We start from the raw sequence: 26,970 nt of genomic DNA on the forward strand, positions 1-26,970 counted from the left end.
TATAATTTTGCTGTTTCTTTAATTTTGATGGCTATACCTTTCATCAGGGCTTGCCATCTGGTCCGTTTATTTGTTATTGATAGCTATATTGTCTCTGATGTTGCAGTATTTATAGATTACCGTAGCCGCCTGCGCTCTGGTAGCCTGGCCCTGAGGCAGGTAATTCCCTTCCGGATAGCCTCCCATGATTCCCGAAGCAACGATTACGCTGACGGACTCCGAGGCCCACGGACTGATAAGACCAGAATCCGTAAAGGTTGCCCCTACATTCGTTTGAGGCAATGCCAACCCGATGCTGTTTGTAAAGTTACTCAGCATAATGGCCATTTGCTCTCTTGTAATATTGGCATTTGGTGCAAAAGCAGTCTCATCAAGACCCTTTACGATACCATTTTCAAAGCCCCAGTTAACATAGTTATAATACCAGTCAGAGGAGTTGACATCTGCAAATCCGGCAGGTGTGGATTTTGTCACATCCAGACCGTAAACAGTTTTTGCAAGCATCGTCAAAAATTGAGCTCTCGTCAGTGATTCATCAGGCATGAAGTAATTATTGCCCATGCCATTTACAATTCCCCTGGCAGCAAGCTTACCAATGTAATCCTTTGCCCAATGGTTCTTGGTGTCCAGGAAGTCTATGCTGGTAGCTCCCACCTGTACGGGGATGGTGGTTTTTAATTGTTTATATTCCACATAGATGTTTCCGGTTACTCCAGTCTGTCCGGTAGCTTTAAAGAGTCCGTTAGTATCAATGGTTCCGATCATCGGATCGCAGGACCAGGTAAACAGGCTGTCCTTGCTGGCAATTGGCGCGTATCCATATTTAGCCGTTACATTGATATCGGAACTCTTCCCGGGATCAATTACTAAATTTTGTACGTTCGTAGTGAAGGTAATATTGTCATATACATCAATACCTACCGTGGAGCTAATGCCGCCGCTCTCTGCCTGAATCGTAGCAGTTCCGATACTGCTGCCGGCGGTAAAGAGGCCGCTTGCATTGACACTGCCGTCAGAACCGGATTCCATGCTGTAACTGACGGAATTTCTTAAGGATGCGGGTTCATATTGGCTGTCGGATGCATAGGTGCTTAGCTGAATATCTGCTCCGGGCATAGCCAGTGGCTGGCTGGGGTAAATATGCAGATGCTCTGCCTTTCCATTTCCGGAATCCTTATAAACAAGAAGCAGTCCATTGGTGGTTTTTCTTTGAGTACCTCCAGAAGGTGAATTCTTCATGGCGGCTTTCGCTTCAAGTCCGGCTTCTCTGACAGACATTACAGAGGAACCACCTCCATCCATATTCACTACGGTGGTACAACCGAGGCTTACGAGGTGCTTGGCCGCATCTGTAAGGCCTAAACCGGCAGAAAATCCCGGCTGTCTTCCATCCAATACATAGAGCATCATGGTTCCGTCAGGCTTGATGCCAATAATGGTTCTTGGATTGATATTGGTTCCGTTGGAAATATATTGGCCATTGTCATATAAAACATAATAGACGCCAAGAGCTTCCTTGCTGTTTGTCAAGGCGCCGCCGCTGTAATCATTGACGGAAATTTCAACGGTAGATCCCGGAATAAGCTGGGTAAGCTGGGATGCACATGTTGAATCTGCTACGGTTGACAGCACCAGTTGTGATTGTCCGATTGGAGTGTTGCAGGAATTGGTTCTCACCTCAACAACGGTGGCCGTAATGGTGCCTCCAACGGTTAATTCTGCATTTTCTGCCGTACCGGCTTCCAGGATAACCTCAACAGTCTTTCCTGATGTTTTGGTAGTTGACGCGTATTGCCTATTAAATAAATGCAATGCTTTAGCACCTCCGTGAGGTACATTGAAAAAGCCGATATTCGCATTATATTCTGTAGGGACATTGACCACTTGAGTGGTAACAGATCCATCCGTAGTACTGGGAACCTGTGTCGGATCTACCGGATTTGTTACAGTAGTAGGCACATTGATCGTACCTTTTAAGCTATATCCTAAACTTGCCTTTGCAAGAGAAACTGCTCCTTCATCATCAAAAGAAATGACATACTCAGGCGCATAACCGGATGTTTTGATTTTACCGTCATGAATGGTAAGCCCTTTCGGTGTTCCGGTAGCCGTATCATACAGATCTCCGTTGATTCCCGCAACTACTTTATAGCCTTGGCTTTGCAAAGTACTCACCATAGTATCCATAGTATAGTTGCCTGTTACTTCTCCTTCAAAAACATAGGGTATCAAATCAGAATTTCGGGTATCGGCAGTGACGATATAGGCCCGTTCAATGCCGTTGGCACTATGCCCTGCCAATTGTTCAGAATAATAGGCGTTTTCATAAATCTCAGTTTTTGTTTGATAATAAACATTTCCCATTCCGGCCTGATACGTAAAGCCTGTTAGAAATGTCCCTGCCAATAAGGATCCCGCTAGAATTCCTGCTGTCAGCTTTCTGCTTTTCCTGTGAGTCATTTTTTCCCATTTCCCCCTTTTTTCAATAATCTTCAGTTCTTATGTCTCGTCCTATTCTATCAACCTATCCCCTCTATTTCAAGTTACACTTCGGTTACAAATGGATGTACCTCTGTACGGTCTGTACGTTACGGCAGCTATGATTGTTTTAATTTTTTGCTTCAAAATCAAACATTGTGCTTCCGAAGCAATCGGCATTGTAGAGGATGATCACCACTTCCGGTCTGTACTTCTTTGCATATTCAAAGACAGATTCTTTATATAGCCGGACATCCAACGCTCTGAGTTCCTGTACCCCAAGAGATAAAAAAGAATAGACAGGCAGACCGAAGGAGTCTTTGATCATCATTATTTTTCCACTGTTTACATTATGATTGATAAACTCCAGTTCTGCGTTATCTCCGTGATAGACGGCATAGCGATTCGTATCCAAGGGAGCTTCCTGATCGATGTAATCCTTTGTCAGTACAGCTTCTTCAAAGGAGCCCTCGTATACCTTTTCTCCGCCGTAATCCCGTTCATAAAGGGTATAGCTTGTGTCAAAGTCCGGTGTAATCAGCGTAAAATCATCGACGCCTCCGTATAGTTTGCCTACCCTTCTTCCCATGGAACCAATATAAAAATCTTCGTATGTAGTTCTGTTATAATTCTCTATGTTTGTAATTCTGTCATCGATATGAAATTGATAGTCATTGTTTAATTTATCCACGATGGTTCCCATACTTAAAAATGCTCCATCTATGGTCCAATGATGATCCGTATTAAAAAACAACTGATTTTGATCCAGATCACTGGACCAGAAGACCTGCCGCAGATCCAGATAATCGATATCGGATGCTGCAAGACCTGCCAGGAAATCATCTGCATTTTCATTGGCATAATCTTTGACAGTTGGCGGAAGCTGATTGCCCTTTTCAGGCAGCTTGAAAGGTGCTTGTATATAAAGCAATGGGATCCCGATTTCATCCAATTGAGATTTTAGGGTGCGGATTTGCTCCAGTTCGTTGGAGACATCTTTTTTCATTACAGCATAGGTAATTTGCGCTTTAGAAGTCTTATACAGCGCTCCGTAACCGGAATCCGATACAATATTTTTCCCCATGGTCTTCTGTGTCAAACCGAAGAGTTCTATAAAATTATGACGTTGAAAGGTATCTTCATTCACCGCATTTTCAAGGCTTGCTATGGCTCCTACCACCCGTTCCACCACGGGAGATTGCGGCGGTACCGTAGATCGGTAACCCGCTAGGAAAGTCCTTCCGACATCCTTCCAGGAGGCAATGAGACCGAAAAGCATAACAAAAACTACAATTAGAAACATTGCAGCCGTTATCATTTCTTTCTTATGTAATAGAAAAGCTTCTTTTAAATTTTTCAATTTTCCTTCCTCCGGACTACCGTTAAAAATTAAAATAGATAAAGGGGTTGTAAGAGCCTTTTACCAAATAGGATAAGGCTACTAAAAACAATACCATAAGGCCCAGTGGATAGACCGTATTTATAATGCCGCTCACAAGCCTGTTTCCGGAATGAACCCTGGCTTCCGCCCATTTGATCAGTACATGATAGATCGGCATGGAAAACAGGATACCAAAAATTAGGAAATATTTATTCTCTGCGAGATATACGGCAGTGTTTACATCCATGAATCGATTTCCGCTGAGGAGAAGCATGGAAGAAAGGTATGCGAAGGCATTACCGATGGTGGCTGCTCTAAATAAAACCCAGCCTACGATTACCATAAATAAAGTATAGACTCTTTTCAAAATGGCAGCGCCGATATGTCCTTCCCCCAAGCTATCAAAGTGAAAGCTCTTTTCTGCTGCAATGAGAACAAAATACATGAGCCCCCAGCAGATAAAAGTCCAGTTTGCGCCATGCCACAGTCCGGTAAGGCCCCATACCACCAGCAAATTGAATATCATCCTCCATTTTGAGGAAACACGGCTTCCTCCCATGGGAAAGTAAACATAGTCACGGAACCATGTTCCCAAAGAAATATGCCATCTTCGCCAGAATTCCGAAATAGACTTGGAGATATAAGGATAGTTGAAGTTTTCCAGGAATTCAAAGCCAAACATCTTGCCAAGTCCGATGGCCATGTCGGAATATCCGGAAAAATCATAATAAATCTGTAACGTATAAGCGATCGCCCCAAGCCATGCAAAGGATACGGAGAGCTCATCGCCAGGCAAGGAAAAAGCCTTATCTGCAATAATTGCAAAATTATTAGCTAATAATACTTTTTTCCCAAAGCCGAAAAGGAAACGGCAGACACCCTGTGAAAAACCTTCCAGAGTTTCTTTTCGATTCATAATTTGTTTCGCAATGGTCTCATACCTTACAATAGGACCTGCTACCAGCTGCGGGAAAAAGGAAATATAGAGTCCCACGTTTAACGGATTTTTCTGAGCCTGCCCATGCCCCCGATAAACGTCCAGCACGTAGGATATGGCTTGAAAGGTAAAAAATGAAATACCGATAGGCAGCATAATCACAGGAATCGGTAACTCGGTTCCAAAGAGCTTATTGATATTGTTTAACGTAAACATGAGATATTTGAACACAAAAATAATACTCAAATTGAATATTGCCATAAACGTAATAATCCATCGGCACCGCATTTTATTTTCCCTGCTTCGGTCGATCCACAATCCAAAGATCCAATTGCCGATAATGGAGCCTACCAGGATTAAAACGAACCAGGGTTCTCCCCAGGCGTAAAATCCAAGGCTTGCAAGAAGTAAGAAAACGTTCTGTGCCTTTCGGCGGTTTCTTAACAAAGTATAATAAACAGCCAATACTGCCGGCAAAAAACATGAGATAAAAATTAAAGATGAAAAAAGCATGTCAGCATCTCCTTCGGCCTGTTGTTTTTGTCGGATTCGTCATTTTCACTCATAACCCGTCGAATATTGTATCATAAATCCTGTGCTTTTGAAAGAACAAAAAGAACCGCATCAGGGTTGCCCTTCAAAGTACGAAGGATATCGATGCGGTATTTCTTTTTTATTTTTATAATATTTTATTTCCTTTAATTTGATTTCATGAAGAAGGAAATCATCTTCAGCCTTCCAAAAGCTCTTTTCTGGAAAGATTGATTCTGTTCTGACTGTCGATCTCCGTTACTTTTACTTTCACGACATCTCCGATATTCATGACATCTTCAACCTTTTCCACTCTTTCCTTTGCCATCTTGGAAATGTGAAGCAGCCCTTCTTTTCCTGGAAGAATTTCAATAAAGGCTCCAAAGTTCATCAGTCTTGTGACTCTTCCTTCGTAAATTTCACCCACTTCTACTTCTTTTACAAGAAGTTCAATGGCTTTCACACCCTTCGCCGCTGATTCCATATCAGGTGCGGCGATATAGATAAGACCTTCATCATTGATGTCAATTTTAACACCGGTTTCACTGATAATTTTATTGATGGTCTTACCTCCAGGTCCGATAACCGTTCTGATCTTGTCAGGATCGATCTGCATGGAGATAATTCTTGGAGCATAAGGTGAAAGCTCTTTTCTAGGCTCGGAAATTTCCTCCAGCATTTTTTCCATGATAAACATTCTGCCATCATGTGCCTGAGTCAATGCATCCTGCAAAATCTTCCTTGATAAACCATGCACCTTGATATCCATCTGAATTGCCGTAACACCCTTTGCCGTTCCGGCAACTTTGAAGTCCATATCTCCAAGGAAGTCTTCCATTCCCTGAATATCTGAAAGGATCGATATCTTGCTTGAACCGTCTTCTTCCACTCTTTCAATGAGACCCATAGCAATACCGGCAACAGGGGCTTTAATCGGTACCCCGGCATCCATCAGGGACAGCGTACTGCCGCATACGGAAGCCTGTGAGGTACTGCCGTTTGAAGATAATACTTCGGATACCACACGAATTGCATACGGGAATTCCTCAATGCTGGGCAATACAGGGATCAAAGCTCTTTCAGCCAGAGCGCCATGTCCGATTTCTCTTCTTCCCGGGCTTCTCATAGGCCTTGCTTCTCCTACGCTGTAAGGAGGAAAGTTATAGTGATGCATATATCGCTTTTCCACTTCTTCGCCGATGCCATCGATCGTTTGGGCTTCTCCCATTGGACCCACTGTGGTAACAGATAATACCTGAGTTTGTCCTCTGGTAAAGAGTCCTGTACCGTGAGTTCTTGGCAGAATTCCTGTTTCACACCAAATCGGTCTGATTTCTGTACTTTTTCTGTTGTCAGGTCTGATTCCGTCATCCAGAATCATGCTTCTAACCTGCTCTTTTGTAATAGAATACAATACGGCAGCTATGTCTTTTGCATTATCAGGATAAATCTCTGCAAAATGCGCTTTCGCTTCTTTTTCTACCGCATCCATATTGTCAAGGCGCTCCTGTTTGTCATAGGTCTGAATTGCAGCCCTCATCTTCGCCGATGCATATTCCTTTACAGCTGCCTCTATATCTTCCTGAACCTTATATAAGACAACCTCTCTTTTTGGCTTACCTACTTCGGCAACGACTTCCTCAATAAACTCAATCAGTTTTTTGATTTCCTCATGAGCAAACATGATGGCTTCCAAAATCACATCCTCAGGCACTTCATTGGCACCTGCTTCAACCATCATAATCGCTTCCTTCGTTCCGGATACCACTAAATGAAGGTCGCTGACCTCACGTTCAGCAAGGGTAGGATTTACCACAAATCTTCCATCTATTAAACCGATGAGTACAGATGCAGTTGGACCTTCAAAAGGAATATCTGATATGGAAAGAGCTACAGATGAGCCAATCATTCCGACGATTTCCGGCGAGCAGTCAGGATCAACGCACATAACCGTTGCAACTACCTGGACATCATTATAAAATCCTTTTGGAAATAGCGGACGAATGGGTCTGTCAATCAAGCGGGAACTCAAGATCGCCTTCTCGGAAGGTCTTCCCTCTCTTTTAATGAATCCCCCGGGGATTTTTCCCGCAGCATACATTCTTTCTTCATAATCTACACTAAGTGGAAAAAAGTCAATATCTGCTCTGGGTTCTGCTGATGCTGTTGCTGTTACATTTACAACAGTGTCTCCGTATTTCACCATAACAGCTCCGCCTGCCAGCTGACAAACCTTGCCGATTTCCAGTTGCAGTAATCTTCCACCAACTGCGGTTCTAAATATTCTGTAGTCTTCAAATCTCATTAACAACTTCCTCCTGTTAATTTCCTCTTATTTAATCAGTTACCCTTATCTTGTCCTGCAAATGCAGAGTTATACCCGATTGATAACCCACCGGATAAATAAAAGCGGGGAAGTCCCCCGCTTTTTATTCTTTGAATTATTTTCTTAATCCCAAACGAGCAATCAAGTTTCTGTATCGATCTAGATCCTTGTTCTTCAGGTAATTAAGAAGGTTTCTTCTCTGACCTACCATTTTTAAAAGGCCTCTTCTTGAGTGATGGTCTTTTTTATGGATTTTTAAGTGCTCATTCAAATCATTGATTCTGAAAGTAAGAATCGCAACCTGAACCTCAGGAGAACCTGTGTCTCCTTCTTTTGTTTTGTACTCGTTAATAATTTCTGCTTTTTTTGCCTGGTCAATCATTTTCTTATCTCCTTTTCTTCTTTCACCTTTAGCCGTGTACTACGTCGGAGAGTCGTAGGGCTCAGCAAAAGGTAACTATTGACAATACATACTAACACATACGCCGATGCTTGTAAAGTCTTTTGTCACAGATATTATAGCCAATTTACAAGAGTTCTAATCAAATTCTCAGCGTTGAACAGATTTCAAAGTTTCAAAGAAGCCCGGATAAGATATTTGAATACACTGAGGGTCCTTGATCCGGCTGCTTCCTTCCGCAGCAAGCGCCAGTACAGCCATGGACATGGCAATGCGGTGATCCTGATAGCTTTCAAATTCCGCACCGTGAATGGGGCAGCCCCCCCGGATGATCATACCGTCTTCCGTGGTGGTCACGGACACCCCTGCTTTGGTCAATTCTGCCGCCATAGCTTCAATGCGGTTGGATTCCTTTACTTTCAACTCTTCGGCATCCTTGATCATGGTGGTCCCCTCGGCAAAGGCGGCGGCAACAGCAAGCACCGGCAGTTCGTCAATGAGTCTTGGAATCAAACTGCCGCCAATCTCCGTACCATGAAGCGAAGAAGATTTCACAAGAATATCTCCGGCCGGCTCTATGGTATTGCCATACATGGTAACTTCGATCTGACCGCCCATTGCCTGCAGCACATCCAGAATTCCTGTTCTCGTTTCATTCAGTCCGACATTTTTGATCAGGATTTCCGAATTCGGAACGATCAATGCGGCAACCATGAAAAAGGCTGCGGAAGAGATATCTCCCGGTACAGTGAGATCGCAGGAATACAATTCCTCTGTTGGCTCTACCAGGATCCGGTTCTCCTGCGTGCTTACCTTTCCTCCAAAACCGTTGATCATCAGCTCCGTATGGTTCCTGGATGGTTTCGGCTCTGTAATCAGAGTCTTTCCGTCCGCATAAAGACCTGCTAAAATCAATGCCGATTTCAATTGTGCGCTGGCTACCGGCAGCGGATATTCAATTCCATGGAGCTGAGTACCTTCGATGGTAATAGGAGTATATCCGCCGTTGATTCCCGATATTTTGGCTCCCATTTTTATTAGGGGCTCGATAACACGGTTCATGGGCCGTTTCCGGATCGAAGCGTCTCCGTCCAGAACGCTTTGAAAGCGCTGAGGAGCGAGAAGCCCGCACAGCAGTCTGGTGGTGGTGCCGGAGTTGCCCGTATAAAGAAGCTCTTGGGGTTTTTTCAGGCCATGGAGCCCGTTTCCCCGGACTTTCACCTGATCTCCGCTGATACTGATCTCCGTACCCATTTTGCGGAAACAATCAATGGTAGATAAGCAGTCCTCCCCCATGAGAAAATTGTCTACAAGAGTGACGCCTTTTGCGATGGCTCCCATCATGACGGAACGATGGGAGATTGATTTATCCGATGCAGGGGTTATCTGACCCTGCAAGCCTTTTGATGCTCTAATTTCCATGATTTTCTTTATCTCCTGTTACTGCTTGCTTTCGTAGCTTCCCAGTATTTTTACATAAGGGAGTTCCTCTGTCAGCTGATAAAAAAGCACCCGCATTCTTTCATCCTGAAGGTTCCCAGTAAAATCTACGTAAAATAAATATTCCCAGGCGTGCTTACCGTCCGGTCTGGAATGGATTTCGGTGAGATTGACACCGTAATCCCCGAATATTCCGAGGACACTGGCAAGGCTTCCGCTTCTGTGGGAACAGGCAAAAACCAATGCGATTCTGTTGTGGTTAGGTCTAGAAATGAGATGCTTTGAAACAGCTACAAATTTTGTCGCATTTTCTTTATTGTGATTAATTCCTTCTATGAGGATGTTCAAGCCGTATCGCTTTGCCGCTGCTATGGAGCAGATAGCTCCTCTTCCCAGGTCATTCTCACGAAAAACATCCTGGGCCGCAACTGCCGTATTGCTGCTTACCTTAGCCGTAATCCCTCTGCTCTTTAAAAATTCCTTGCTTTGCAGAATGGCCTGGGGATGGGAATAGACTTCTTTGATATCTTCCAATGACGCCCCTTTGATTCCCGCAAGGCAATGTTCTACCTTTACGATATCACTGCAGTTAATGTAAAGATTGTATTTCAGAAGCAGATCATACACCTCGTAGACCCCTCCGGCCGTGGTGTTTTCCAGAGGAACGATGCCAATATCCGAGCTGCCCTCACTGACCTGGCTGAAAACATCCTCAAAGGTGGAAACAGCGGTATATTGACAGTTCGGGAACATGGAGCCCGCAGCCATTTCGGAATAGGAGCCCGGAAGCCCCTGATAGCAGACCTGCCTGACTGGCAATTCTTCCTTCTGACAGGCAATTTCAAAGGCAGCGCCAAGTATAATAGTCTTCTTATATTGATGGGTTCTGCTGACTTCCATCATCTTTTTGACAAAGGAGATATATTCCTGTTCCAATTCTTTGTCAAGCCCGGCAGTCAGCTGTCTGATCACCTGTTCTTCCCGCTCGGGTTTTAATATTTTGTCTTTGGTTCTGAATTTACTTTCCGCTACTCGTTCAGCTGCTTTCATCCGCCGCTGAAACAATTCTTTCATTTGTATATCTATTTCATCAATTTCTTTTCTGATTTCATCCAGCGTCATAGCCATATGCCTCCAAATACAGATCCATCATTGCAACAGCTGCCGCAGCTTCAACTACAACCGGAGCCCTCAGCGCAATGCAGGGATCATGTCTTCCATGTATTTCCAAATTCTCTTCCAGCCCAGTTTTGATGTTCAAGGTGTCCTGCTTTCTTGAGATAGACGGGGTAGGCTTAAAAACCGTCTTGAACAGAATCGGCATACCCGTGGTGATGCCTCCTAAAATCCCGCCGTTGTAATTGGTTTTTGTTCCGATCTTTTGATCTTCCTGCAACATAAAGCAGTCGTTGACTTCGGAACCTTTCTTACCGGCAAAGTCAAATCCCAGGCCGAATTCGATCCCTTTGACAGCGGGTACACCGTATAAAAGAGAAGCAATCCTGCTTTCCACATTTTGAAACATGGGACTTCCGATGCCCTCTCCGGCACCGATGATGGCACATTCCACGATACCGCCGAGAGAATCCAGTTCCATTCTCGCCGAATCTACCTGCTCTATTATTTGAGGCAGAAGGGTTTCGTCAAGAAGCGGTACGGTTTCCCCTTGAAGTTTCTCCAGCTGTGCAGCTTTCACGGAGGTCGGGTCGAAAGGCAGATCCGCGATGGAACCCACCTGATACAGATGGGAGCCTATTGTAATCTTTCTGCTTTGTTTCAGAAAATCTTTGCATAAAGCACCGGCAAATACAAGAGGTGCCGTCAGCCTGCCCGAAAAGTGTCCGCCCCCCCGAATGTCGTTATAACCTCTGTATCTGAGCTGACCGGTATAATCGCTGTGACCTGGCCTTGGTACGGTTCTCAGCCCTTCATAATCCTTGCTGTGCATATCCTGATTATAGATGGTGATGCAGATTGGTGCTCCGGTGGTGATCCCATCGTAAAAACCGGACAGAAGTTCCGGTAGGTCTTCCTCTTTTCTGCTGGTGGTAAGCTTGCTGGTTCCCGGCGCTCTTCTCTTCATTTCTCTTGAAATGAAGTTCATATCGGGACGAAAACCGGCAGGAAAACCATCAATTACAACGCCAATTGCCTTTCCATGGGATTCTCCGTATATTGATATTTTTAATTGATTGCCCCAAGTGCTTCCCATCTTAATCACCTAACACTTTCATCATTTCTTTTAATTCTAATACAGGCATTTTTACCTGTCTGGTTTTTCCTGGCTCTTCAATGTGTATAAAATGAATGCAGTCACCCTGTTTTTTCTTATCAGTCAATAAAGCCCCGTATAAGTCCTTCCTGTTGTAGGGGATATCCGTCGGAAGGTCAAACTTCTTCAGAACGGCCGTCAGATTTTGCAACGTGCCTTTTTTTGTGATTTCGAAAGCTTCTCCCATTTTAACAGCTGCCACCATTCCGACAGCAACTGCTTCCCCATGTGAAAACCGGGTAAAATCTCCCAGCATTTCAACGGCATGCCCGATGGTATGGCCAAAGTTCAATATTCTGCGAAGACCTTCTTCGGTCTCATCTTCTTCTACCACATGGATTTTAATTTTGACACATCTTGTGACGATCTCTTCCAGATTTCTCTGCAGTTCATCTGCTGACAGCAGTTCCAGAATTTCCGGGTCCCAGATACAGCCGTATTTAATGACTTCAGCCAATCCCGATGAAAAGATTTCCCGGGAAAGAGTGGATAGAACATTCATGTCTATGATTACTTTATCAGGCTGGCGGAATGCCCCAACCAGATTTTTCCCTGTTGGCAAATCCACTCCGCATTTGCCGCCTACGGATGAATCCACCTGAGCCAGTAACGTTGTAGGGATCTGAATCAGATGTCGGATCCCCCTTAAGTACGTAGCAGCTGCAAACCCTGCAATATCTCCGATGACACCGCCTCCCAGGGCAATGATCATATCCTTCCTTCCAAGCTGATTTCTGCTCAGTGTTTCATAGATTTCAGATACCGTTTGCAGAGTCTTATATTCCTCACCGGCCGTTATGATATGACTGCATACTTCAAATCCCCGAGGTTCCCATTGCTCAGTAAGTACTTCCAGATAGACCGGTGCCACATTAGTATCGCTGATCATGCATATTTTCGATGGCTGATCCTCAGTTGACAAATCTGCAAGGCATAGGTCAGCAGCTTGCTGAAGCAGTCCTTTATCTATAAATATTCTCGATGTATTCCGGCTTCCATTCAGTATTAATTCTTTCATCGATACCTCTTTTGTTCACAATCTCATTTATTTTCAATTCTATATTTTCAATATCTAATTACAGTTCTCTGTCTACTACTTCGGCAATAGCCCCAATTTTCTTCATTGTACTGTTAAACATCTCGTAGGTTAAGCTTTGCGCCCCATCGCTTAAAGCATTCGGCGGATCATTGTGTACTTCAATCATCAATCCATCTGCTCCTGCTGCAATTGCTGCCATGGAAAGGGATTCCACCATCCAGGATTTTCCGGAAGCATGGGATGGATCTATGATGACCGGTAAATGACTCAATTTCTTAAGGGCTGGTATTGCACTGATGTCCAGCGTATTTCTGGTAAAGGTTTCGTTGGTACGAATCCCTCTTTCACATAATATCACATTTTCATTGCCGCCGCTCAAAATATATTCCGCAGACATGAGAAATTCTTCCAGAGTGTTTGAAAATCCACGCTTCAAGAGTACCGGAATTCTCGCTTTTCCAAGTTCAATGAGCAGTTCGAAATTTTGCATGTTTCTGGCACCCACCTGAAAGCAATCCACTTTTCCGATGAATTTTTCCACATGACCAGGGTTGGTAATCTCTGTAACAATGGGCAGCCCTGTTTCCGCTTTAGCAATATTAAGAAGATCCAGTCCCTCTGCTTTCAAGCCCTGGAAGGAATAAGGGGAGGATCTTGGTTTCCAGGCTCCTCCTCGGATGATGGTTGCACCTGACTGCTTGATATGCTTTGCAATATCAATGATTTGCTCCTCTCCCTCCACAGAGCAGGGCCCTGCCATAACAACAATTTTTTTGCCTCCCACGGGTACTCCGCCTACGGTGACGATGGTATCTTCAGGATGCATTTTTCTGTTTGCCCTTTTATACGGTTCCTGTATCTTAATAATTTTATCTACATGATCAGAAAGATAAGCGGAACTTGTGTCCACGGAGGAGGTATCCCCTACAAGACCCAAAACCGTCATCTGCGCTCCGACGATGGGACTCACCTCTACATTGTATCGGCTGAGCCACCCCGCAATTTTGTTGATGTCCTCTTGTGAGGTTCCATTTTTTAATACGATAATCATGTTCTATTCTCCTTTACTGTTATTTCTAGCAAAAAAGTCCCTGAATACAAAAAACCTTCCGTCCCTACAAAGGGACGAAAGGTTATTATTGATAGCTTCCGCGTTACCACCCAAATTCAGTACAAAAAGTACTGCACTCGTTTCAAATACAAAGCACTGTTTCTATGCTTGATATTCTATCCCTATAACGTGGGATTACGCCATAGCCTACTGCAATCGTTCAGCCTGGAGCTCAAGAGGGAACTTCAAAATAATTTGCCAAATATCCACTTCCAGTCAACGATGGATAATCCCTGGTAGGTTCCTTATTCCTACTTTCCTCTATCATAGCCTTTTTCACTATTATTGGTATTATGCTATCTTCTATTGCATCATTTGTCAAGTAAATTTTTCATTTTAACAAAAAAAGAAGAAAGATAAAACTATAATATAATGTCCTTATCATGCTGCTGATGATAGAGCTTCGCTTCCATGCAGTCTTTTCTGATTTGCTCTGCCAGCTCGTCCACATTGTTAAATTTAATTTCCGACCGGATCTTTTCTAAAAATTCGATTCGGATTTCCTTACCGTAAAGATCCTTATTAAAATGGAAAATATGTGTTTCAATATTTTTTTTATTATCTCCAATTGTAGGTTTTATCCCTACATTTGTTACTCCATGATATTTTACCCCATTGTAGCAGCAATAGGTTACATATACGCCATGTGCAGGGGTTACCATAGTCTCATCTATCAGAATATTGGAAGTAGGAAATCCGATGGTCCTGCCGATTCGATTGCCGACCACCACTTCACCGCCGACGGAATAATTCCGGCCCATATATTTCATACATTCTCCGACTTTCCCTTCCTCGATCAGATTTCTGATAAAGGTACTGCTCACAAGATTTCCGTCGATGCGGAACGGCTCCAGTACATGAATTCCAAAGCCCTCCCGGAGTCCTGCTTTCATCAAAATTTCAGGATTTCCTTCCGCTTGATAGCCGAAATGATAATTAAAGCCGCAATAGGCTTCTCTCATTTTAAAGGCATCAAGGAGCAGTTTCTGTATAAAATCTTCGGCTGACATATGCTGGATTTCTTCATCAAATTCCAAGGAGAATAGATAGTCCACTCCCAGGGATTTGATAATGGCGGCTTTGTCTTCCAAGTACAAAATATTTTTAATTACAGGTTTCCCTGACAGAACATTCTTTGGATGGTTGCGAAAGGTGAACACAGCACTTTTCAGCCCCGCCATCTTCGCACTCTTTACGGTTCTTCTGATCAATTCCTGATGTCCCTTATGTACACCGTCAAAATTTCCAAGAGCCACTACTGTTTCTTTGATATTCTTGATTTCTTCCAATGAGTTAAATAGTTTCATTTGCTAACACCCTTATCAAAAGTCTTGTCCGATTTTCAGGAATCCCCACGGTCCTGGACTGATTTTTCTAGGCGGCATGGCTTTCAGCCCTGCCTGAGAAAAATCTTGCCCGATTCCTGGGATTCTATTTTTTAGCTTTTTGAGAATCCCCACGGCCCTGGACTGATTTTCTAGGCGGCATGGCTTTCAGCCCTGCCTGAGAAAAATCTTGTCGGGGACTAATTTTTTATATTGTTTATTATAAAAGGCTACTCCCAAAAATCCATTTGTTACGTCTTTACTTCCCTGTGGCTGATCCAAATAAATATTATAAGCCATTTTATATTCTTCTCTGATATCTAATCCTTGTTCAGAGTCTTTAAATTCAGGTTCTTTTTCTATTTTCACTTCAGACATCCTTAAATGTCCTCCGTTCACGAACCATTTTCCTCTTTCTTCACTTACTGCTGCCCGTCCGAAATGAACCAGAGGATAATCCGTATCCAATATATATCGATCCAGTGGGCCTTCTGCAAGTTCCTCCAGTGTCACCGTATTTTCCAAAGTGAAGATACCGCTTGCTGTTCTGATCAGACAACTCATAACAGCTCCGCACCCCAATTGTTCGCCGACATCCTGACATATTGTACGTATGTAAGTACCTTTTGAGCACTCTACGTCAAAAGTAATACGGCCGGAGTCGAGATCCATTTGGATTACACTTAAAGATTTTATGTCAACCAACCTGGGTTTTACTTCCACCGTTTCCCCTTGTCTGGCATACTCATATAATCTTCTGCCATTGACTCTAACGGCTGAATAATTCGGCGGCAGCTGCAAAATCTGCCCTCGGAAAGGCTTAAAAGCCTCGAGGATTTCAGCTTCGCTGAACTTCTTTCCATCTTCCCGGTGATCACTTAGTATGGTGCCCCAGATATCCTGAGTATCTGTCACAAGCCCCAACTGCATTTCACAACGATACTTTTTATAATCAAGATCCAAATATTCGGTAATTCTTGCAGCACTTCCAATGCAAAGGGGAAGTACCCCTACTGCCATAGGATCCAAGGTTCCGGTATGGCCGATTCTTTTAATACCCGATAGCCGCCTCAATATCTGCACTCCATCATGGGAAGTCATCCCCGCAGGTTTCAAAAGATTTATGATTCCGTCTCTAATCATGTTTCCGCCTGTTCTTTCATTTCTTCTATTTTCACTGTCTCCAGATAGCTGACAATGGCATCGGAAATCTGCCGCTTTGCATCCTCTAATGTTGTATATAAAGTGCAGCCGGCAGCTTTAATATGTCCGCCTCCTCCAAAGGATTGTGCGATGGAAGAAACGTCTGCATAGGTTTTGGATCGAAGGCCCACTTTAATGTGGTTCCCATCGTTTTCCTTCAAGAAGGCAGCGATCTCTACTCCGCTGATATTTCGAAGCGTTTCAATGATACCTTCCGTCTCATCCATGGAAGCTCCAGTCTTTGCAAGCATTTCCTGGGTTACGTACGCGATATCCGCTTTCCCTCCGCCGATCATTTCAATGGTATTCAGTACTTCCTTGGTTATTTTCAGCTTTTCATGCCGGATATTCTGATAGAGTTCAACACTGACTTTCTCCAGATCAATACCAATATCAAAGAGCTCGGCAGTAATCAGATGGGTCTTTTTTGTTGTGTTTGTGTATTGAAAATTTCCAGTATCCGTGGTTATAGCCGTATATAAAGCTTCCGCTATTTCCACATCGATTTCCACTTCCATCTCATTGATCAAATCATAGACGATTTCACCGGTTGCCGATGCATGTTCATCGATATAGTTCAAATCTGCAAAATAGTTATTTGTGGTATGATGATCCACGCAGATACGAAGTTTCCCCTCGAGGAATTTTTCTTTTCGTTCTGTGAAACGGTCGATATCACTGCAATCCACGGATATGGAGATATCCGGATCTTCTATCATGTTTTCGTTGTTTGTGCAATACCCTTGATCCAGAAAAGAAAGATAGGCAGGTATCCCATCTTCTATAAGAATATAGGATGTTTTTCCCGCTTTTCTAAGAGCCCTGCACAGTGCCACAGAGGAACCTAAAGTATCCCCATCCATAAGGATATGGGGATACAAGAGAACGGTTTTCGCGTCCATCAATTTTACTGCGATTTCTTTCAATGTATTATTACTCATCTTCATTTCCTGATTCTTCTATTCCCAGTTCATGGATCAGTTTCGAAATATGTCTTCCATATTCCAAAGAAGTATCCATTTTAAAGAGCAATTCCGGAACATGTCTCAGCTTGATCTGTTTTCCGATTTCCCTTTTCATAAGCCCTTTGGCGCTTTTAAACGCTTCCAGGACTTCGTTTTTTCCCTCTTCGTCCGGTTCTTCCTTCGCATTTCCAAAAACCGTAAAATAAACGGTGGCATAGCTTCCATCTTCAGTAACATCTACGGCAGAAATACTCACCAATCCAGAGAGCCTCGGATCTTTGATATCTCTTAACAGCATATCACTGATAATTCTTCTGATTTCTTCACCAAGCCGACCTTTTCTATAGCCTTTTCCCATTGTTTATCCCTCGTTTCCCAGCTCGCCCGCTTTGAAAGGCAAACATCAGCGAGCTGATGCAGAGAAATCACGAATATAACTTTGTAGATTTCTGCTGCTTGTTATTTTCTTTCAATCTCTTCCATCTTAAAGGCTTCTATTATGTCCCCTTCCTTTAAGTCGTTATAATTTTCAATACCAATACCGCATTCATAGCCGTGGTTTACTTCTTTTACGTCATCCTTGAATCTCTTTAAGGATGAAATCTTTCCTTCATGAATGACGATGCCGTCTCTTACAAGCCTGATCTCGGCATTTCTCAGCACTTTGCCTTCCAACACATAAGCGCCGCCGATGATGCCCACACCCGGTACTTTAAAGGTATTTCTAATCTCTATCTTGCCCAGAACCACTTCTTTAAATACAGGGTCAAGCATGCCTTTCATGGCTGCTTCAACATCGTCAATGACGTCGTAAATAACACGGTAGGTTCTGATTTCAATTTTTTCTCTTTCTGCCATGCTGGAAATCGCAGTACTAGGTCTTACGTTAAAGGCGATAATAATGGCTCCGGAAGTATTCGCCAGCATGATGTCTGATTCCGTAACGGTTCCGACTCCGGTATGAATAATTTTCACTTTTACATTTTCATTCTGCAGCTTCTCCAAAGACTGGGTCAGCGCACCAACAGAGCCTTGTACGTCACCTTTGATAATCAGGTTCAGTTCTTTCACTTCCCCTTCTTGGATCTGGCTGAATAACTGTTCCAAAGTAACGCTGGAATTTCTGGCCATTACTTCTTCTCTAAGTTTTTGTTTTCTATTTTCAGCGATTTCTCTTGCAATTTTATCTTCTTTTACAGCATTGAATTCGTCACCGGCTTCCGGTACTTCTGTCAGACCAAGAATTTCCACTGCAGTTGCCGGTCCGGCTTTTCTGATGGTATCACCCTTGAAATTGGTCATAGCTTTAATTCTGCCGGAACAGGTTCCTGCAACAACACTCATACCCGCCTGTAAAGTTCCGTTCAAAACAAGCAAGGTGGCAACTGAGCCCTTGGTTTTATCAAGTCTGGCTTCGATTACCGTTCCCATAGCAAGCCTGTTGGGATTTGCCTTTAATTCGAGTACTTCCGCCTGAAGCAGGATCATTTCCAAAAGGGTATCGATACCTTCCCCTGACTTTGCAGATACAGGTACGCAGATGGTATCTCCGCCCCATTCTTCAATCAGAATTCCATGCTCGGTCAGATCCTGCTTGACTCTGGTAGGATCTGCACCCGGTTTATCCATTTTATTAATAGCGACGATAATCGGAACATTGGCCGCTTTGGCATGACTGATGGCTTCTACGGTCTGTGGTTTTACGCTGTCATCGGCAGCTACGACCAGTACCGCTATGTCCGTCACATGGGCCCCTCTGGCTCTCATTGCCGTAAAGGCCTCATGGCCCGGAGTATCCAAAAATACGATTTTATGACCGTTTGCATACACTTCAGATGCTCCGATATGCTGTGTGATACCTCCCGATTCAGTGGAGGTAACATTTGTTTTTCTGATAGCATCAAGCAATGAGGTCTTACCATGGTCTACGTGCCCCATAACGGTAATGATAGGGGGTCTGCTTTTTAGATCCTCTTCCTTATCCTCAAAGAGTTCCAGTCCTTCTTCCACTACTTCTTCTGCTACTTTTCCCACCATAATGGGAACACCCAGTTCTTCACCCAGAAGGACTACCGTATCCTCATCCAGATTTTGATTGATGTTGGCCATAATTCCGAGCTTCATCAAAGCCATGATAACTGCTGAAGTTGATTTTTCAATCTGATCGGCAAATCCGGCTACGGTAATCGGTACATTGATGATCTTCGTACCTGGTGCCAGCTCTTCCATATTAATCTCCGGTTCTGCAGGCTTTGGCTTTGACTTGTGATGTACAGGCTTTTGCTGCATTGGAGGCAGACTGCTTTTCTGTTTTTGTTTTTGATTGGGGAACTTCTGTTCTGGCTTTTGTTCAGACTTCTGATGCTGCTGAGGTCTTCCTTCATTGGATTTTTGCTGAGCATTTGACTTCTCGTGATACCGTTGAGGTTGTTTCCCTTCGGTATTTTTCTGAGATGAAGGTTTATTGTCTGCATGTCTTACCTGTTGTGCCGGATTTCCTTCCATATTTCGCTGCTGTCCTTGTCTGTTTTGCTGTTGATTTCCATGTTCAGTTCTTTGCTGTTGGTTTCCATGCTCAGGTCTCTGCTGCTGATACCCCTGATTAGGTCTCTGCTGAGGATTCCCCTGATTAGGTCTCTGCTGCTGATACCCCTGATGGGATCTCTGCTGCTGATTTCCCTGATGGGTTCTCTGCTGCTGGCTTCCTTGGGCTGGTCTTTGCTGCTGGCCTCCCTGAGCCGGTCTTTGCTGCTGATTCCCTTGAGCCGGTCTCTGCTGCTGGCTTCCCTGGGCCGGTCTTTGCTGCTGATTCCCTTGAGCCGGCCTCTGCTGCTGATTTTCCTGAACCGTTCTATGTTGATGGTTTTCATTGGTCGTTTTTTGTTGTTGTCCTTGACCCTGTCTTTGAGGCTGCGGCTTTGCTGTCTTCTCCGGACTCACGCTGGGATGTGCGGCAGCTTTCACTACGACCTTTACTTCTTCCTTGTCCTGCTGCACTTCAGCCTTTTTGGGAACTACCTTTACTATTTTTGTCTCCGGTCCGTTTTTGCCCCGCAACACAGTGTTTCTGATTGCAATTACATCCATATCTGATAATACGCTCATATGGCTTTTGGCATCGATCCCCATAACGTTTATTTTATCTAACATATCTTTACTCGACATATTCAATTCTTTTGCCAGTTCATGTACTTTTATATTGGACATAAGAACACCTCCATTCTTTCTTTTATTCCCTGTCTAGTTCTTTTAATATTACATCTGCAAAATTTACATCTGTTATACCAAAAACTCCTCGTTCCTGACTTCCTGTAATTTTTGACAGTTCCTCTGTTTTTCCGTAAATACGCACTGGGACTCCATGATCCTCCGATAATTTTGCAAGCTTCTTTACGGTATTCTCTGATAAATCTTCGGTAAGGATTAATAGCTTAATCTTGCCTTGCTTAATTCCATAGGTGCATGTATGATACCCGGACAACAGGTTTCTAGATTTTTTTGCAAAGCCAAAATAACTATCAATCTTTTTTCTCATGCTCCTTTAGCTCCTTGAACAGTTCATCTAATTTCTCTTCTGTAATATCAATTTCCAAATTTCTGCTAATTGCCTTTTTCTTTCTTGCCTTTATAAAGCACTCAGTATCAGGACAAAGGTATACGCCTCTGCCGTTTGCCTTCCCCGTGAGATCGACTTTTGGGCCGTCTTCCGTCGCAACGATTCGAATCAGTTCTCGTTTCGGCTTGGACTCCATACAGCCAACACATCTCCTCATGGGTAATTTTTTTGCTTTCATCAAAGCACCTCCTTTATACTGATTTTAGTGCCTTTGTTTCATTTTTACGGTACTTGAATATGGAAATAAATAATTTAAAATTATTCAACTTCAACAATATCTGAATCGTCTTCTATCATATCTTCGTCTTGATAGGCTTCAAAATCTCCCGTTTCATCCGATACGTAACCGTCAGGGAAATATTGGCTATGGCTTTTGATATCGATCTTCCAGCCGCATAGCTTTGCAGCAAGTCTGACATTCTGTCCTTCTTTTCCTATGGCAAGGGAAAGCTGATAATCCGGCACCACCACGGTAGCCGATTTCCCTTCGGAATTGATGATGACTTTTTCTACTTTTGCCGGGCTCAGTGCACTGCTAATCAGTTTTTCAGGATCATCACTCCAATTGATAATATCGATCTTCTCACCAAACAGCTCATCCACAATGGCCTGAACTCTGGTACCTCTGGCACCGACACAAGCCCCTACCGGATCTACGTTTTCATCCGCCGTATAAACCGCCATTTTTGTTCTGGAACCAGCTTCCCTTGAAATACTTTTAATCTCAACAATGCCGTCCTGAATTTCAGGCACTTCCAGTTCAAAGAGCCGTTTTACCAAGCCGGGATGGGATCTTGACAGATACACCTGAGGCCCTTTTGTCGTCTTTTTTACATCCATAATAAAAACCTTAATACGGTTGTTAATAACGTACTTTTCTCCGGGTACCTGCTCCGTAGCAGCTAAAATCCCTTCGGTTTTTCCCATATTGATAAAAACCGTATCATTGCTGATTCTATGAATCAATCCTGTTACGATCTCAGACTGTTTGTTAGAATAATCATCATAAATCATTCCGCGTTCTGCTTCTCTGATTCGCTGAACAACAACCTGCTTTGCAGTCTGGGCAGCGATTCTGCCGAAGTCACGTGGAGTCACCTGTTTTTCCACGACGTCTCCAACCTCGAATTTGGGATCGATTTCTCTTGCTTCTTCGAGTGAAACTTCAACAAGATCATCTTCTACGTTCCCTACTACATCTTTTCTCATATATACATCGATATCACCGGTTTCTTTATTAATATTCACCCTGACATTCTGAGAGGTTCCATAGTTTTTCTTGTAAGCAGATACAAGGGCTGATTCGATGGCTTCAATCAAGAGATCTTTTGAAATCTCCTTTTCTTTTTCTAATTCTTCTACTGCCTTGATAAATTCTCTGTTCATTTTTTTCTATTTTCCTCCTTAAAAAATAACAGCAAGTTTCGTTTTAGCCGCTTTTTCCATTGGTATTTCAATTTTATTATTTTTTTCATCCAGTAAGACTATGATTCCATCGAAGAGCCCTTCCAGTTTACCGGTTATGACCTTTTTCCCATTCATCCCCTGGTAAAGAGTTACATCGACAATATTTCCCGCAAATCTGGCATAGTCACTTTCCTTTAACAGCGCCCTGTCCATACCGGGAGAAGAAACCTCAAGATAATAATTTTGTTCGATCGGGTCCAGCTCATCCATTCTTGCACTGAGAAATCTGCTCACTTTTTCACAATCGTCCGTGCTGATTCCTCCGCCGGGAGCACCCTGTGCTCTGTCAATATAAACGCGTAAAAACCAATCTTTTGCTTCTTTTACAAATTCTACATTATAAAGCTCATACCCATTCTCCTGAAGGAATGTCTCCAGTTCCTGGGCAACCAGATCTTTAATCTTACTCTTTGCCATGTTAACTCCTTTTTTCAGTAAAACTCCATGATAGATTTATTCCGGAACGGAATGATATCTAATTTACTTAGGTACAAAAGTGAAAGAGTGGGATTGCCCACTCTTTTGCATTTACCAGTCCAGTTTTTACTACACTTTGAGGATAGCATAAAATCCTTGGTATTGCAAGCTTTTTATTAAAAAAAGCATCATTGACAGTTGAAAAATTTGTCATTTTCAGGCTTTCCTTAACAGGATCTTCCGGTGCATTCAGAAACCCGGTTGGATCAGAAAAGACATAGTTGATCAGATTCAGGAATGCCGGACAAAACACCATGATTCGTGAGCGCTTCAATGGCAGTTTTATTTACCTTTGCTCTGTTTCTCATGTCGTCAACCGATATAAACGGTTTTTTCTCAAACTCCGTCACAATGGATTTCGCCGCACTTTCACCAACGCCGGACAGCGCTACAAAGGGTATCAGCACTTTGCCATCTATGGACTGGAACTTCGTAGCGTCGGATTTCCCTATTTCTGCCGGAAGAAATTCATATCCTCTGGCATACATCTCATATGCGACTTCCAATACCGTGACTTCGTCTTCTTCCTTCTTGGTAGCATTTTTCCCCTTAGCTTCTATCAGTTCCATTTTATTTCTGACTGCTGCAGGTCCTTTTAAAATGGTATCGGAATCAAATTCGCTTACCTTCGTTGTAAAGAATACAGCATAAAACTCAACAGGATGATAAACCTTGTAATAAGCAATTCTGTATGACATCGTCACATAGGCTACGGCATGGGCTTTCGGAAACATGTACTTAATCCTTCTGCAGGATTCAATATACCATTCCGGCACGTCGTTATCTTCCATAATGGCCACTTCTTCGGGAGTTACTCCTTTACCTTTTCTGACATTTTCCATGATCTTAAAGGCAGTTTTATTCGGTACACCTTTATGAATCAGATAGTTCATGATGTCATCTCGGGTAGAAATGGCGTCCTTCATGGTTGCCTGGCCATTCCTGATAAAATCCTGGGCATTATTAATCCAAACATCGGTGCCGTGGGAAAAACCTGAAATACGTACCAGATCAGCAAACATGGACGGTTTGGTATCATCCAGCATCTGCCTTACAAATTTTGTCCCAAATTCGGGAATTCCATAACTTCCGTGTGTAAATTTATAATCAGGATCTTTAATATTCAGCCCTTCTATTCCGTTGAAAATGCTGTCCACCTTCTCATCCTTTAAAGGAACAGTCAGAGGGTCTACTCCCGTCATATCCTGCAGATGGCGAATCATAGAGGGTACGTCGTGGCCCAGAATATCAAGTTTCAGCAAATTCTCATCAATGGAATGATAATCAAAATGCGTTGTGATGATATCGGTGTTCATATCATTTGCAGGATGTTGTACCGGACAGAATTCATAAATTTCATGACCTCTTGGCACGATGATGATCCCTCCGGGATGCTGACCCGTCGTTCTACGAACACCGGTACAGCATTCCGTGAGTCTTTCGGTCTCCCATTTATTGACCGGAAGCTGTCGCTCCTCAAAATATTTCATTACAAAACCATATGCCGTTTTGCTGGCTACAGTACCGATGGTCCCTGCCCTGAATACATTTTCTTTTCCGAAAATTTCTTCCACATATTTATGGGCAAAAGGCTGATATTCACCTGCGAAATTCAAGTCGATATCAGGCTCTTTATCCCCTTCAAAGCCTAAAAAAACCTCAAATGGGATGCTAAAGCCCTCTCTTTTATAGAGTGTACCGCATTCGGGGCAGTTTTTCTCCGGCATATCAATACCGCAGTCATAGCTGCCGTCCAGAATAAATTCTGAGTTTTTACACGCAGGATTCGGGCATATGTAATGAGGAGGCAGCGGATTTACTTCTGTAATTCCACCCATGGTAGCGGCGAAGGATGAACCAACGGATCCTCTGGAACCTACCAGATATCCATCCGACAGTGATTTTTGCACCAGCATTTCCGCAGAAACATACATAACGGCATAACCATTATTGATGATGGAATCCAGTTCTCGGTCCAAACGTTTCTGCACCAATTCCGGTAAGGGATTGCCATAAATGCTCCAGGCTGTCTCCATGCAGGTATTTCGCAGCTTTTCTTCCGCCCCGTCTATTTTAGGAGGAAACTTACCGCTTGGAACCGGCATTACTTTCTCAATTTGATCTGCAATATAATTGGGCGCCTCGATAACAACTTCTTTTGCAAGCTCTTCACCCAGGTATTCAAATTCTTTCAGCATTTCCTCCGTGGTTCTGAGGTAAAGGCCTTTATCTCCTTCGATATCTTTATATCCCTGGCCTGCCATGAGAATTTTCCTGTATAACGACTCTTCGGGGCTTGCATAATGTGCATCACAAGTAGCAACGATCGGCTTGCCTAGTTTTTTTCCAAGGGCTATTATTTTTTTATTGATTTCTTTTAATTCATTGACATCGGCAACGGAACCATTATCTACCAGAAACTGGTTGTTGGCCAATGGTTGTATCTCCAAATAATCATAAAAATCAGCAATTCTTTCAATTTCGGATTCGCTTTTTTTATGTAATATGCTCCGATATACCTCACCCGCTTCACAGGCAGAGCCAATGATCAGTCCTTCCCTGTAGCTTGAAAGTACGGATTTAGGGATTCTAGGCTTTTTATAAAAATACTCCAGATGGGATTTGGATACCAGTTTATAGAGATTCTTCAAGCCTTCCTGGGTTCTTGCCAAAAGAATAATATGGTAGGTGCCTTTGGATTTATAATCAATCTTGCCGTCTCCCCCATCAGAATCGTCAAACAGATATCCTTCCAGACCATAAATGAGCTTAATATCAAGCTTGCCGTATTTTACAGCCTTTTGGGCATCAGGAAAAGCCTGTACCACGCCATGATCGGTTATGGCGATGGCTTTCTGACCCCATTCCGCTGCCGTCTTTACCAAAGCTTTGATTTCATTGAGCCCGTCCATGGCGCTCATTTTTGTATGCGCATGAAGTTCTACTCTCTTTGTTTCGCAAAGATCCTGCCGGCTTGGCTTTTCTGTTTTTTCTATATCTTTCCCCATGATTACAAGAACATTCTCATAGGTGTCAAATTCGGCTGCCCCTCTGATTTTCACATAATTTCCGGGATTGAGGCTGCTGTCGATTTCATTCCATTTTTCTTCCGAAGCAAAAACCTTGACACAGATAGAAGTTGTCAAGTCCGTTACCAAGATGGTGACAAGTTTTTTATTGTTTTTTATCGTTCTTGCTTCTTTTCTAAAAAGCATTCCCTCAATTGTTACCTGTCCGCTGTCTACGGTTATAGAGGAAATGCGTACCGGCTCATCCTTGATCATTTTACCCATAATTCGATTTCCGACCATGGGTTCTTCTTTTTGATCTCTGCGCTGCCATTTCCCTCCGTTACCATTGCTGCCCGGGTTTGCACCGTTTGTTTTTTGCACTCCCTGCGAGCCATTTCCATTAGATGCTGCAGTCTTTTGTGCTTTGCTGGCTTCCTCCAGCTCTTTCAGGGCCAATGCTGCTATTTCTTCCGTTTTTTCTTTATAAGTGTCCTGATGATTTGCAAAATGAACCGTTTTATGAATGTTAAAATTATGATATAAAAGCTTTTCAAATAAGGGTGCGACCTTATCGTTCAATTCTTTAACAGCAACATCACCCAATGCCATAATAGTCAGCTTTTCGCCTTCACAATCAAATTCCTGCGGGAATATAGTTTTTGTTATCGCAGCATAATCTCCGTTGATTTCTTCAATCATATGCTCTATATACAATTTGAAGATTTCATTCTCTGAAAGAATCATGTCCACGTATATAAATTGAATTTTGACACCTTTTAACCCAGGAATTTCATTTTTTATAAGCTTGCAGATTCTGTCCACATCACCATAGGGTACGACGAAGTTAAGTCTCATATCCATAGAAAGGACAGCCGTCTCTTTCGAAACAACTGCCTTTTCAAGTGAATACTGATAACATTCTTTTGGGTGTTTTCCAATCTTGTTCCAGCTTATCGTATTCTCGATTAATGACTTCAATGATGGCCTCCGT

General features: G+C 43.1%; 20 protein-coding genes and 1 other annotated feature. All 20 genes read right to left on the reverse strand.

Annotation, left to right across the window (positions count from 1 at the left end):
- Positions 1-66: 66 nt before the first annotated feature.
- The 20 genes from KCX82_RS02555 to KCX82_RS02655 all read right to left on the reverse strand — a co-directional run bounded on the left by KCX82_RS02555 (position 67) and on the right by KCX82_RS02655 (position 26,957).
- Positions 67-2,460, reverse strand: a complete 2,394-nt coding sequence (locus tag KCX82_RS02555) for an S-layer homology domain-containing protein (RefSeq protein WP_227016866.1) — start codon at positions 2,458-2,460, stop codon at positions 67-69.
- Between the two features lie 148 nt (positions 2,461-2,608).
- A complete protein-coding gene (locus KCX82_RS02560) occupies positions 2,609-3,838 on the reverse strand; it encodes an alginate O-acetyltransferase AlgX-related protein (protein ID WP_227016867.1) in 1,230 nt (409 codons plus the stop codon).
- A gap of 22 nt (positions 3,839-3,860) precedes the next feature.
- Positions 3,861-5,309 (reverse strand): MBOAT family O-acyltransferase, encoded by a 1,449-nt coding sequence (locus KCX82_RS02565; RefSeq protein WP_227016868.1) that lies wholly within the window; start codon positions 5,307-5,309, stop codon positions 3,861-3,863.
- Between the two features lie 217 nt (positions 5,310-5,526).
- On the reverse strand, positions 5,527-7,632 hold the full coding sequence (locus tag KCX82_RS02570) for a polyribonucleotide nucleotidyltransferase (RefSeq protein WP_227016869.1): 2,106 nt from the start codon (positions 7,630-7,632) through the stop codon (positions 5,527-5,529).
- Between the two features lie 136 nt (positions 7,633-7,768).
- Positions 7,769-8,035, reverse strand: coding sequence for a 30S ribosomal protein S15 (rpsO, locus tag KCX82_RS02575; protein ID WP_227016870.1), 267 nt, complete (start codon positions 8,033-8,035; stop codon positions 7,769-7,771).
- 168 nt (positions 8,036-8,203) lie between these two features.
- On the reverse strand, positions 8,204-9,475 hold the full coding sequence (aroA, locus tag KCX82_RS02580) for a 3-phosphoshikimate 1-carboxyvinyltransferase (RefSeq protein ID WP_227016871.1): 1,272 nt from the start codon (positions 9,473-9,475) through the stop codon (positions 8,204-8,206).
- An 18-nt stretch (positions 9,476-9,493) separates the two neighbouring features.
- Positions 9,494-10,615 carry a bifunctional chorismate mutase/prephenate dehydratase gene (locus tag KCX82_RS02585; protein WP_227016872.1) on the reverse strand — a complete coding sequence of 374 codons (1,122 nt, stop codon included), beginning with the start codon at positions 10,613-10,615 and terminating at the stop codon, positions 9,494-9,496.
- Positions 10,602-11,705, reverse strand: a complete 1,104-nt coding sequence (aroC, locus tag KCX82_RS02590; RefSeq protein ID WP_227016873.1) for a chorismate synthase — start codon at positions 11,703-11,705, stop codon at positions 10,602-10,604. The genes KCX82_RS02585 and aroC overlap by 14 nt, the downstream gene beginning before the upstream one ends.
- A 1-nt stretch (position 11,706) precedes the next feature.
- Entirely contained in the window at positions 11,707-12,783 is a 1,077-nt protein-coding gene (gene aroB / locus KCX82_RS02595; RefSeq protein ID WP_227016874.1) for a 3-dehydroquinate synthase, read from the reverse strand.
- A gap of 58 nt (positions 12,784-12,841) precedes the next feature.
- Complete coding sequence (gene aroF, locus KCX82_RS02600) at positions 12,842-13,855, reverse strand: 3-deoxy-7-phosphoheptulonate synthase (RefSeq protein ID WP_227016875.1); 1,014 nt, start codon at positions 13,853-13,855, stop codon at positions 12,842-12,844.
- 67 nt (positions 13,856-13,922) lie between these two features.
- Positions 13,923-14,192, reverse strand: a binding site (T-box leader).
- An 85-nt stretch (positions 14,193-14,277) separates the two neighbouring features.
- The gene (locus tag KCX82_RS02605; protein ID WP_227016876.1) at positions 14,278-15,222 is read right to left on the reverse strand and encodes a bifunctional riboflavin kinase/FAD synthetase; all 945 of its coding nucleotides are present in this window, start codon (positions 15,220-15,222) and stop codon (positions 14,278-14,280) included.
- A 186-nt stretch (positions 15,223-15,408) separates the two neighbouring features.
- Entirely contained in the window at positions 15,409-16,383 is a 975-nt protein-coding gene (gene truB / locus KCX82_RS02610; protein ID WP_227016877.1) for a tRNA pseudouridine(55) synthase TruB, read from the reverse strand.
- On the reverse strand, positions 16,380-17,384 hold the full coding sequence (locus KCX82_RS02615) for a DHH family phosphoesterase (RefSeq protein WP_227016878.1): 1,005 nt from the start codon (positions 17,382-17,384) through the stop codon (positions 16,380-16,382). The genes truB and KCX82_RS02615 overlap by 4 nt, the downstream gene beginning before the upstream one ends.
- The gene (gene rbfA / locus KCX82_RS02620) at positions 17,377-17,766 is read right to left on the reverse strand and encodes a 30S ribosome-binding factor RbfA (protein WP_227016879.1); all 390 of its coding nucleotides are present in this window, start codon (positions 17,764-17,766) and stop codon (positions 17,377-17,379) included. Before rbfA ends, KCX82_RS02615 begins: the two co-directional genes overlap by 8 nt.
- 101 nt (positions 17,767-17,867) lie before the next feature.
- Positions 17,868-20,615 (reverse strand): translation initiation factor IF-2, encoded by a 2,748-nt coding sequence (gene infB / locus KCX82_RS23110; RefSeq protein WP_319633324.1) that lies wholly within the window; start codon positions 20,613-20,615, stop codon positions 17,868-17,870.
- Between the two features lie 22 nt (positions 20,616-20,637).
- A complete protein-coding gene (locus tag KCX82_RS02635; RefSeq protein WP_227016880.1) occupies positions 20,638-20,943 on the reverse strand; it encodes a L7Ae/L30e/S12e/Gadd45 family ribosomal protein in 306 nt (101 codons plus the stop codon).
- Entirely contained in the window at positions 20,927-21,202 is a 276-nt protein-coding gene (gene rnpM / locus KCX82_RS02640) for an RNase P modulator RnpM (RefSeq protein ID WP_227016881.1), read from the reverse strand. The genes KCX82_RS02635 and rnpM overlap by 17 nt, the downstream gene beginning before the upstream one ends.
- An 80-nt stretch (positions 21,203-21,282) precedes the next feature.
- Entirely contained in the window at positions 21,283-22,410 is a 1,128-nt protein-coding gene (nusA, locus tag KCX82_RS02645) for a transcription termination factor NusA (RefSeq protein WP_227016882.1), read from the reverse strand.
- 18 nt (positions 22,411-22,428) lie between these two features.
- A complete protein-coding gene (locus KCX82_RS02650) occupies positions 22,429-22,908 on the reverse strand; it encodes a ribosome maturation factor RimP (protein WP_227016883.1) in 480 nt (159 codons plus the stop codon).
- A 266-nt stretch (positions 22,909-23,174) separates the two neighbouring features.
- The gene (locus KCX82_RS02655) at positions 23,175-26,957 is read right to left on the reverse strand and encodes a PolC-type DNA polymerase III (RefSeq protein ID WP_227016884.1); all 3,783 of its coding nucleotides are present in this window, start codon (positions 26,955-26,957) and stop codon (positions 23,175-23,177) included.
- Positions 26,958-26,970: the final 13 nt, after the last annotated feature.

The sequence above is a fragment of the Sinanaerobacter chloroacetimidivorans genome (assembly GCF_018128545.1).
In the GTDB taxonomy this organism is placed as follows: domain Bacteria; phylum Bacillota; class Clostridia; order Peptostreptococcales; family Anaerovoracaceae; genus Sinanaerobacter; species Sinanaerobacter chloroacetimidivorans.

Excerpts from the sequence above, each read along its gene's own strand:
- KCX82_RS02555 (WP_227016866.1), bottom strand. The coding sequence starts at position 2,460 with ATGACTCACAGGAAAAGCAGAAAGCTGACAGCAGGAATTCTAGCGGGA.
- KCX82_RS02565 (WP_227016868.1), bottom strand. The coding sequence starts at position 5,309 with ATGCTTTTTTCATCTTTAATTTTTATCTCATGTTTTTTGCCGGCAGTA.
- KCX82_RS02570 (WP_227016869.1), bottom strand. The coding sequence starts at position 7,632 with ATGAGATTTGAAGACTACAGAATATTTAGAACCGCAGTTGGTGGAAGA.
- rpsO (WP_227016870.1), bottom strand. The coding sequence starts at position 8,035 with ATGATTGACCAGGCAAAAAAAGCAGAAATTATTAACGAGTACAAAACA.
- aroA (WP_227016871.1), bottom strand. The coding sequence starts at position 9,475 with ATGGAAATTAGAGCATCAAAAGGCTTGCAGGGTCAGATAACCCCTGCA.
- KCX82_RS02585 (WP_227016872.1), bottom strand. The coding sequence starts at position 10,615 with ATGACGCTGGATGAAATCAGAAAAGAAATTGATGAAATAGATATACAA.
- aroC (WP_227016873.1), bottom strand. The coding sequence starts at position 11,705 with ATGGGAAGCACTTGGGGCAATCAATTAAAAATATCAATATACGGAGAA.
- aroB (WP_227016874.1), bottom strand. The coding sequence starts at position 12,783 with ATGAAAGAATTAATACTGAATGGAAGCCGGAATACATCGAGAATATTT.
- aroF (WP_227016875.1), bottom strand. The coding sequence starts at position 13,855 with ATGATTATCGTATTAAAAAATGGAACCTCACAAGAGGACATCAACAAA.
- KCX82_RS02605 (WP_227016876.1), bottom strand. The coding sequence starts at position 15,222 with ATGAAACTATTTAACTCATTGGAAGAAATCAAGAATATCAAAGAAACA.
- truB (WP_227016877.1), bottom strand. The coding sequence starts at position 16,383 with ATGATTAGAGACGGAATCATAAATCTTTTGAAACCTGCGGGGATGACT.
- KCX82_RS02615 (WP_227016878.1), bottom strand. The coding sequence starts at position 17,384 with ATGAGTAATAATACATTGAAAGAAATCGCAGTAAAATTGATGGACGCG.
- rbfA (WP_227016879.1), bottom strand. The coding sequence starts at position 17,766 with ATGGGAAAAGGCTATAGAAAAGGTCGGCTTGGTGAAGAAATCAGAAGA.
- infB (WP_319633324.1), bottom strand. The coding sequence starts at position 20,615 with ATGTCCAATATAAAAGTACATGAACTGGCAAAAGAATTGAATATGTCG.
- KCX82_RS02635 (WP_227016880.1), bottom strand. The coding sequence starts at position 20,943 with ATGAGAAAAAAGATTGATAGTTATTTTGGCTTTGCAAAAAAATCTAGA.
- rnpM (WP_227016881.1), bottom strand. The coding sequence starts at position 21,202 with ATGAAAGCAAAAAAATTACCCATGAGGAGATGTGTTGGCTGTATGGAG.
- nusA (WP_227016882.1), bottom strand. The coding sequence starts at position 22,410 with ATGAACAGAGAATTTATCAAGGCAGTAGAAGAATTAGAAAAAGAAAAG.
- KCX82_RS02650 (WP_227016883.1), bottom strand. The coding sequence starts at position 22,908 with ATGGCAAAGAGTAAGATTAAAGATCTGGTTGCCCAGGAACTGGAGACA.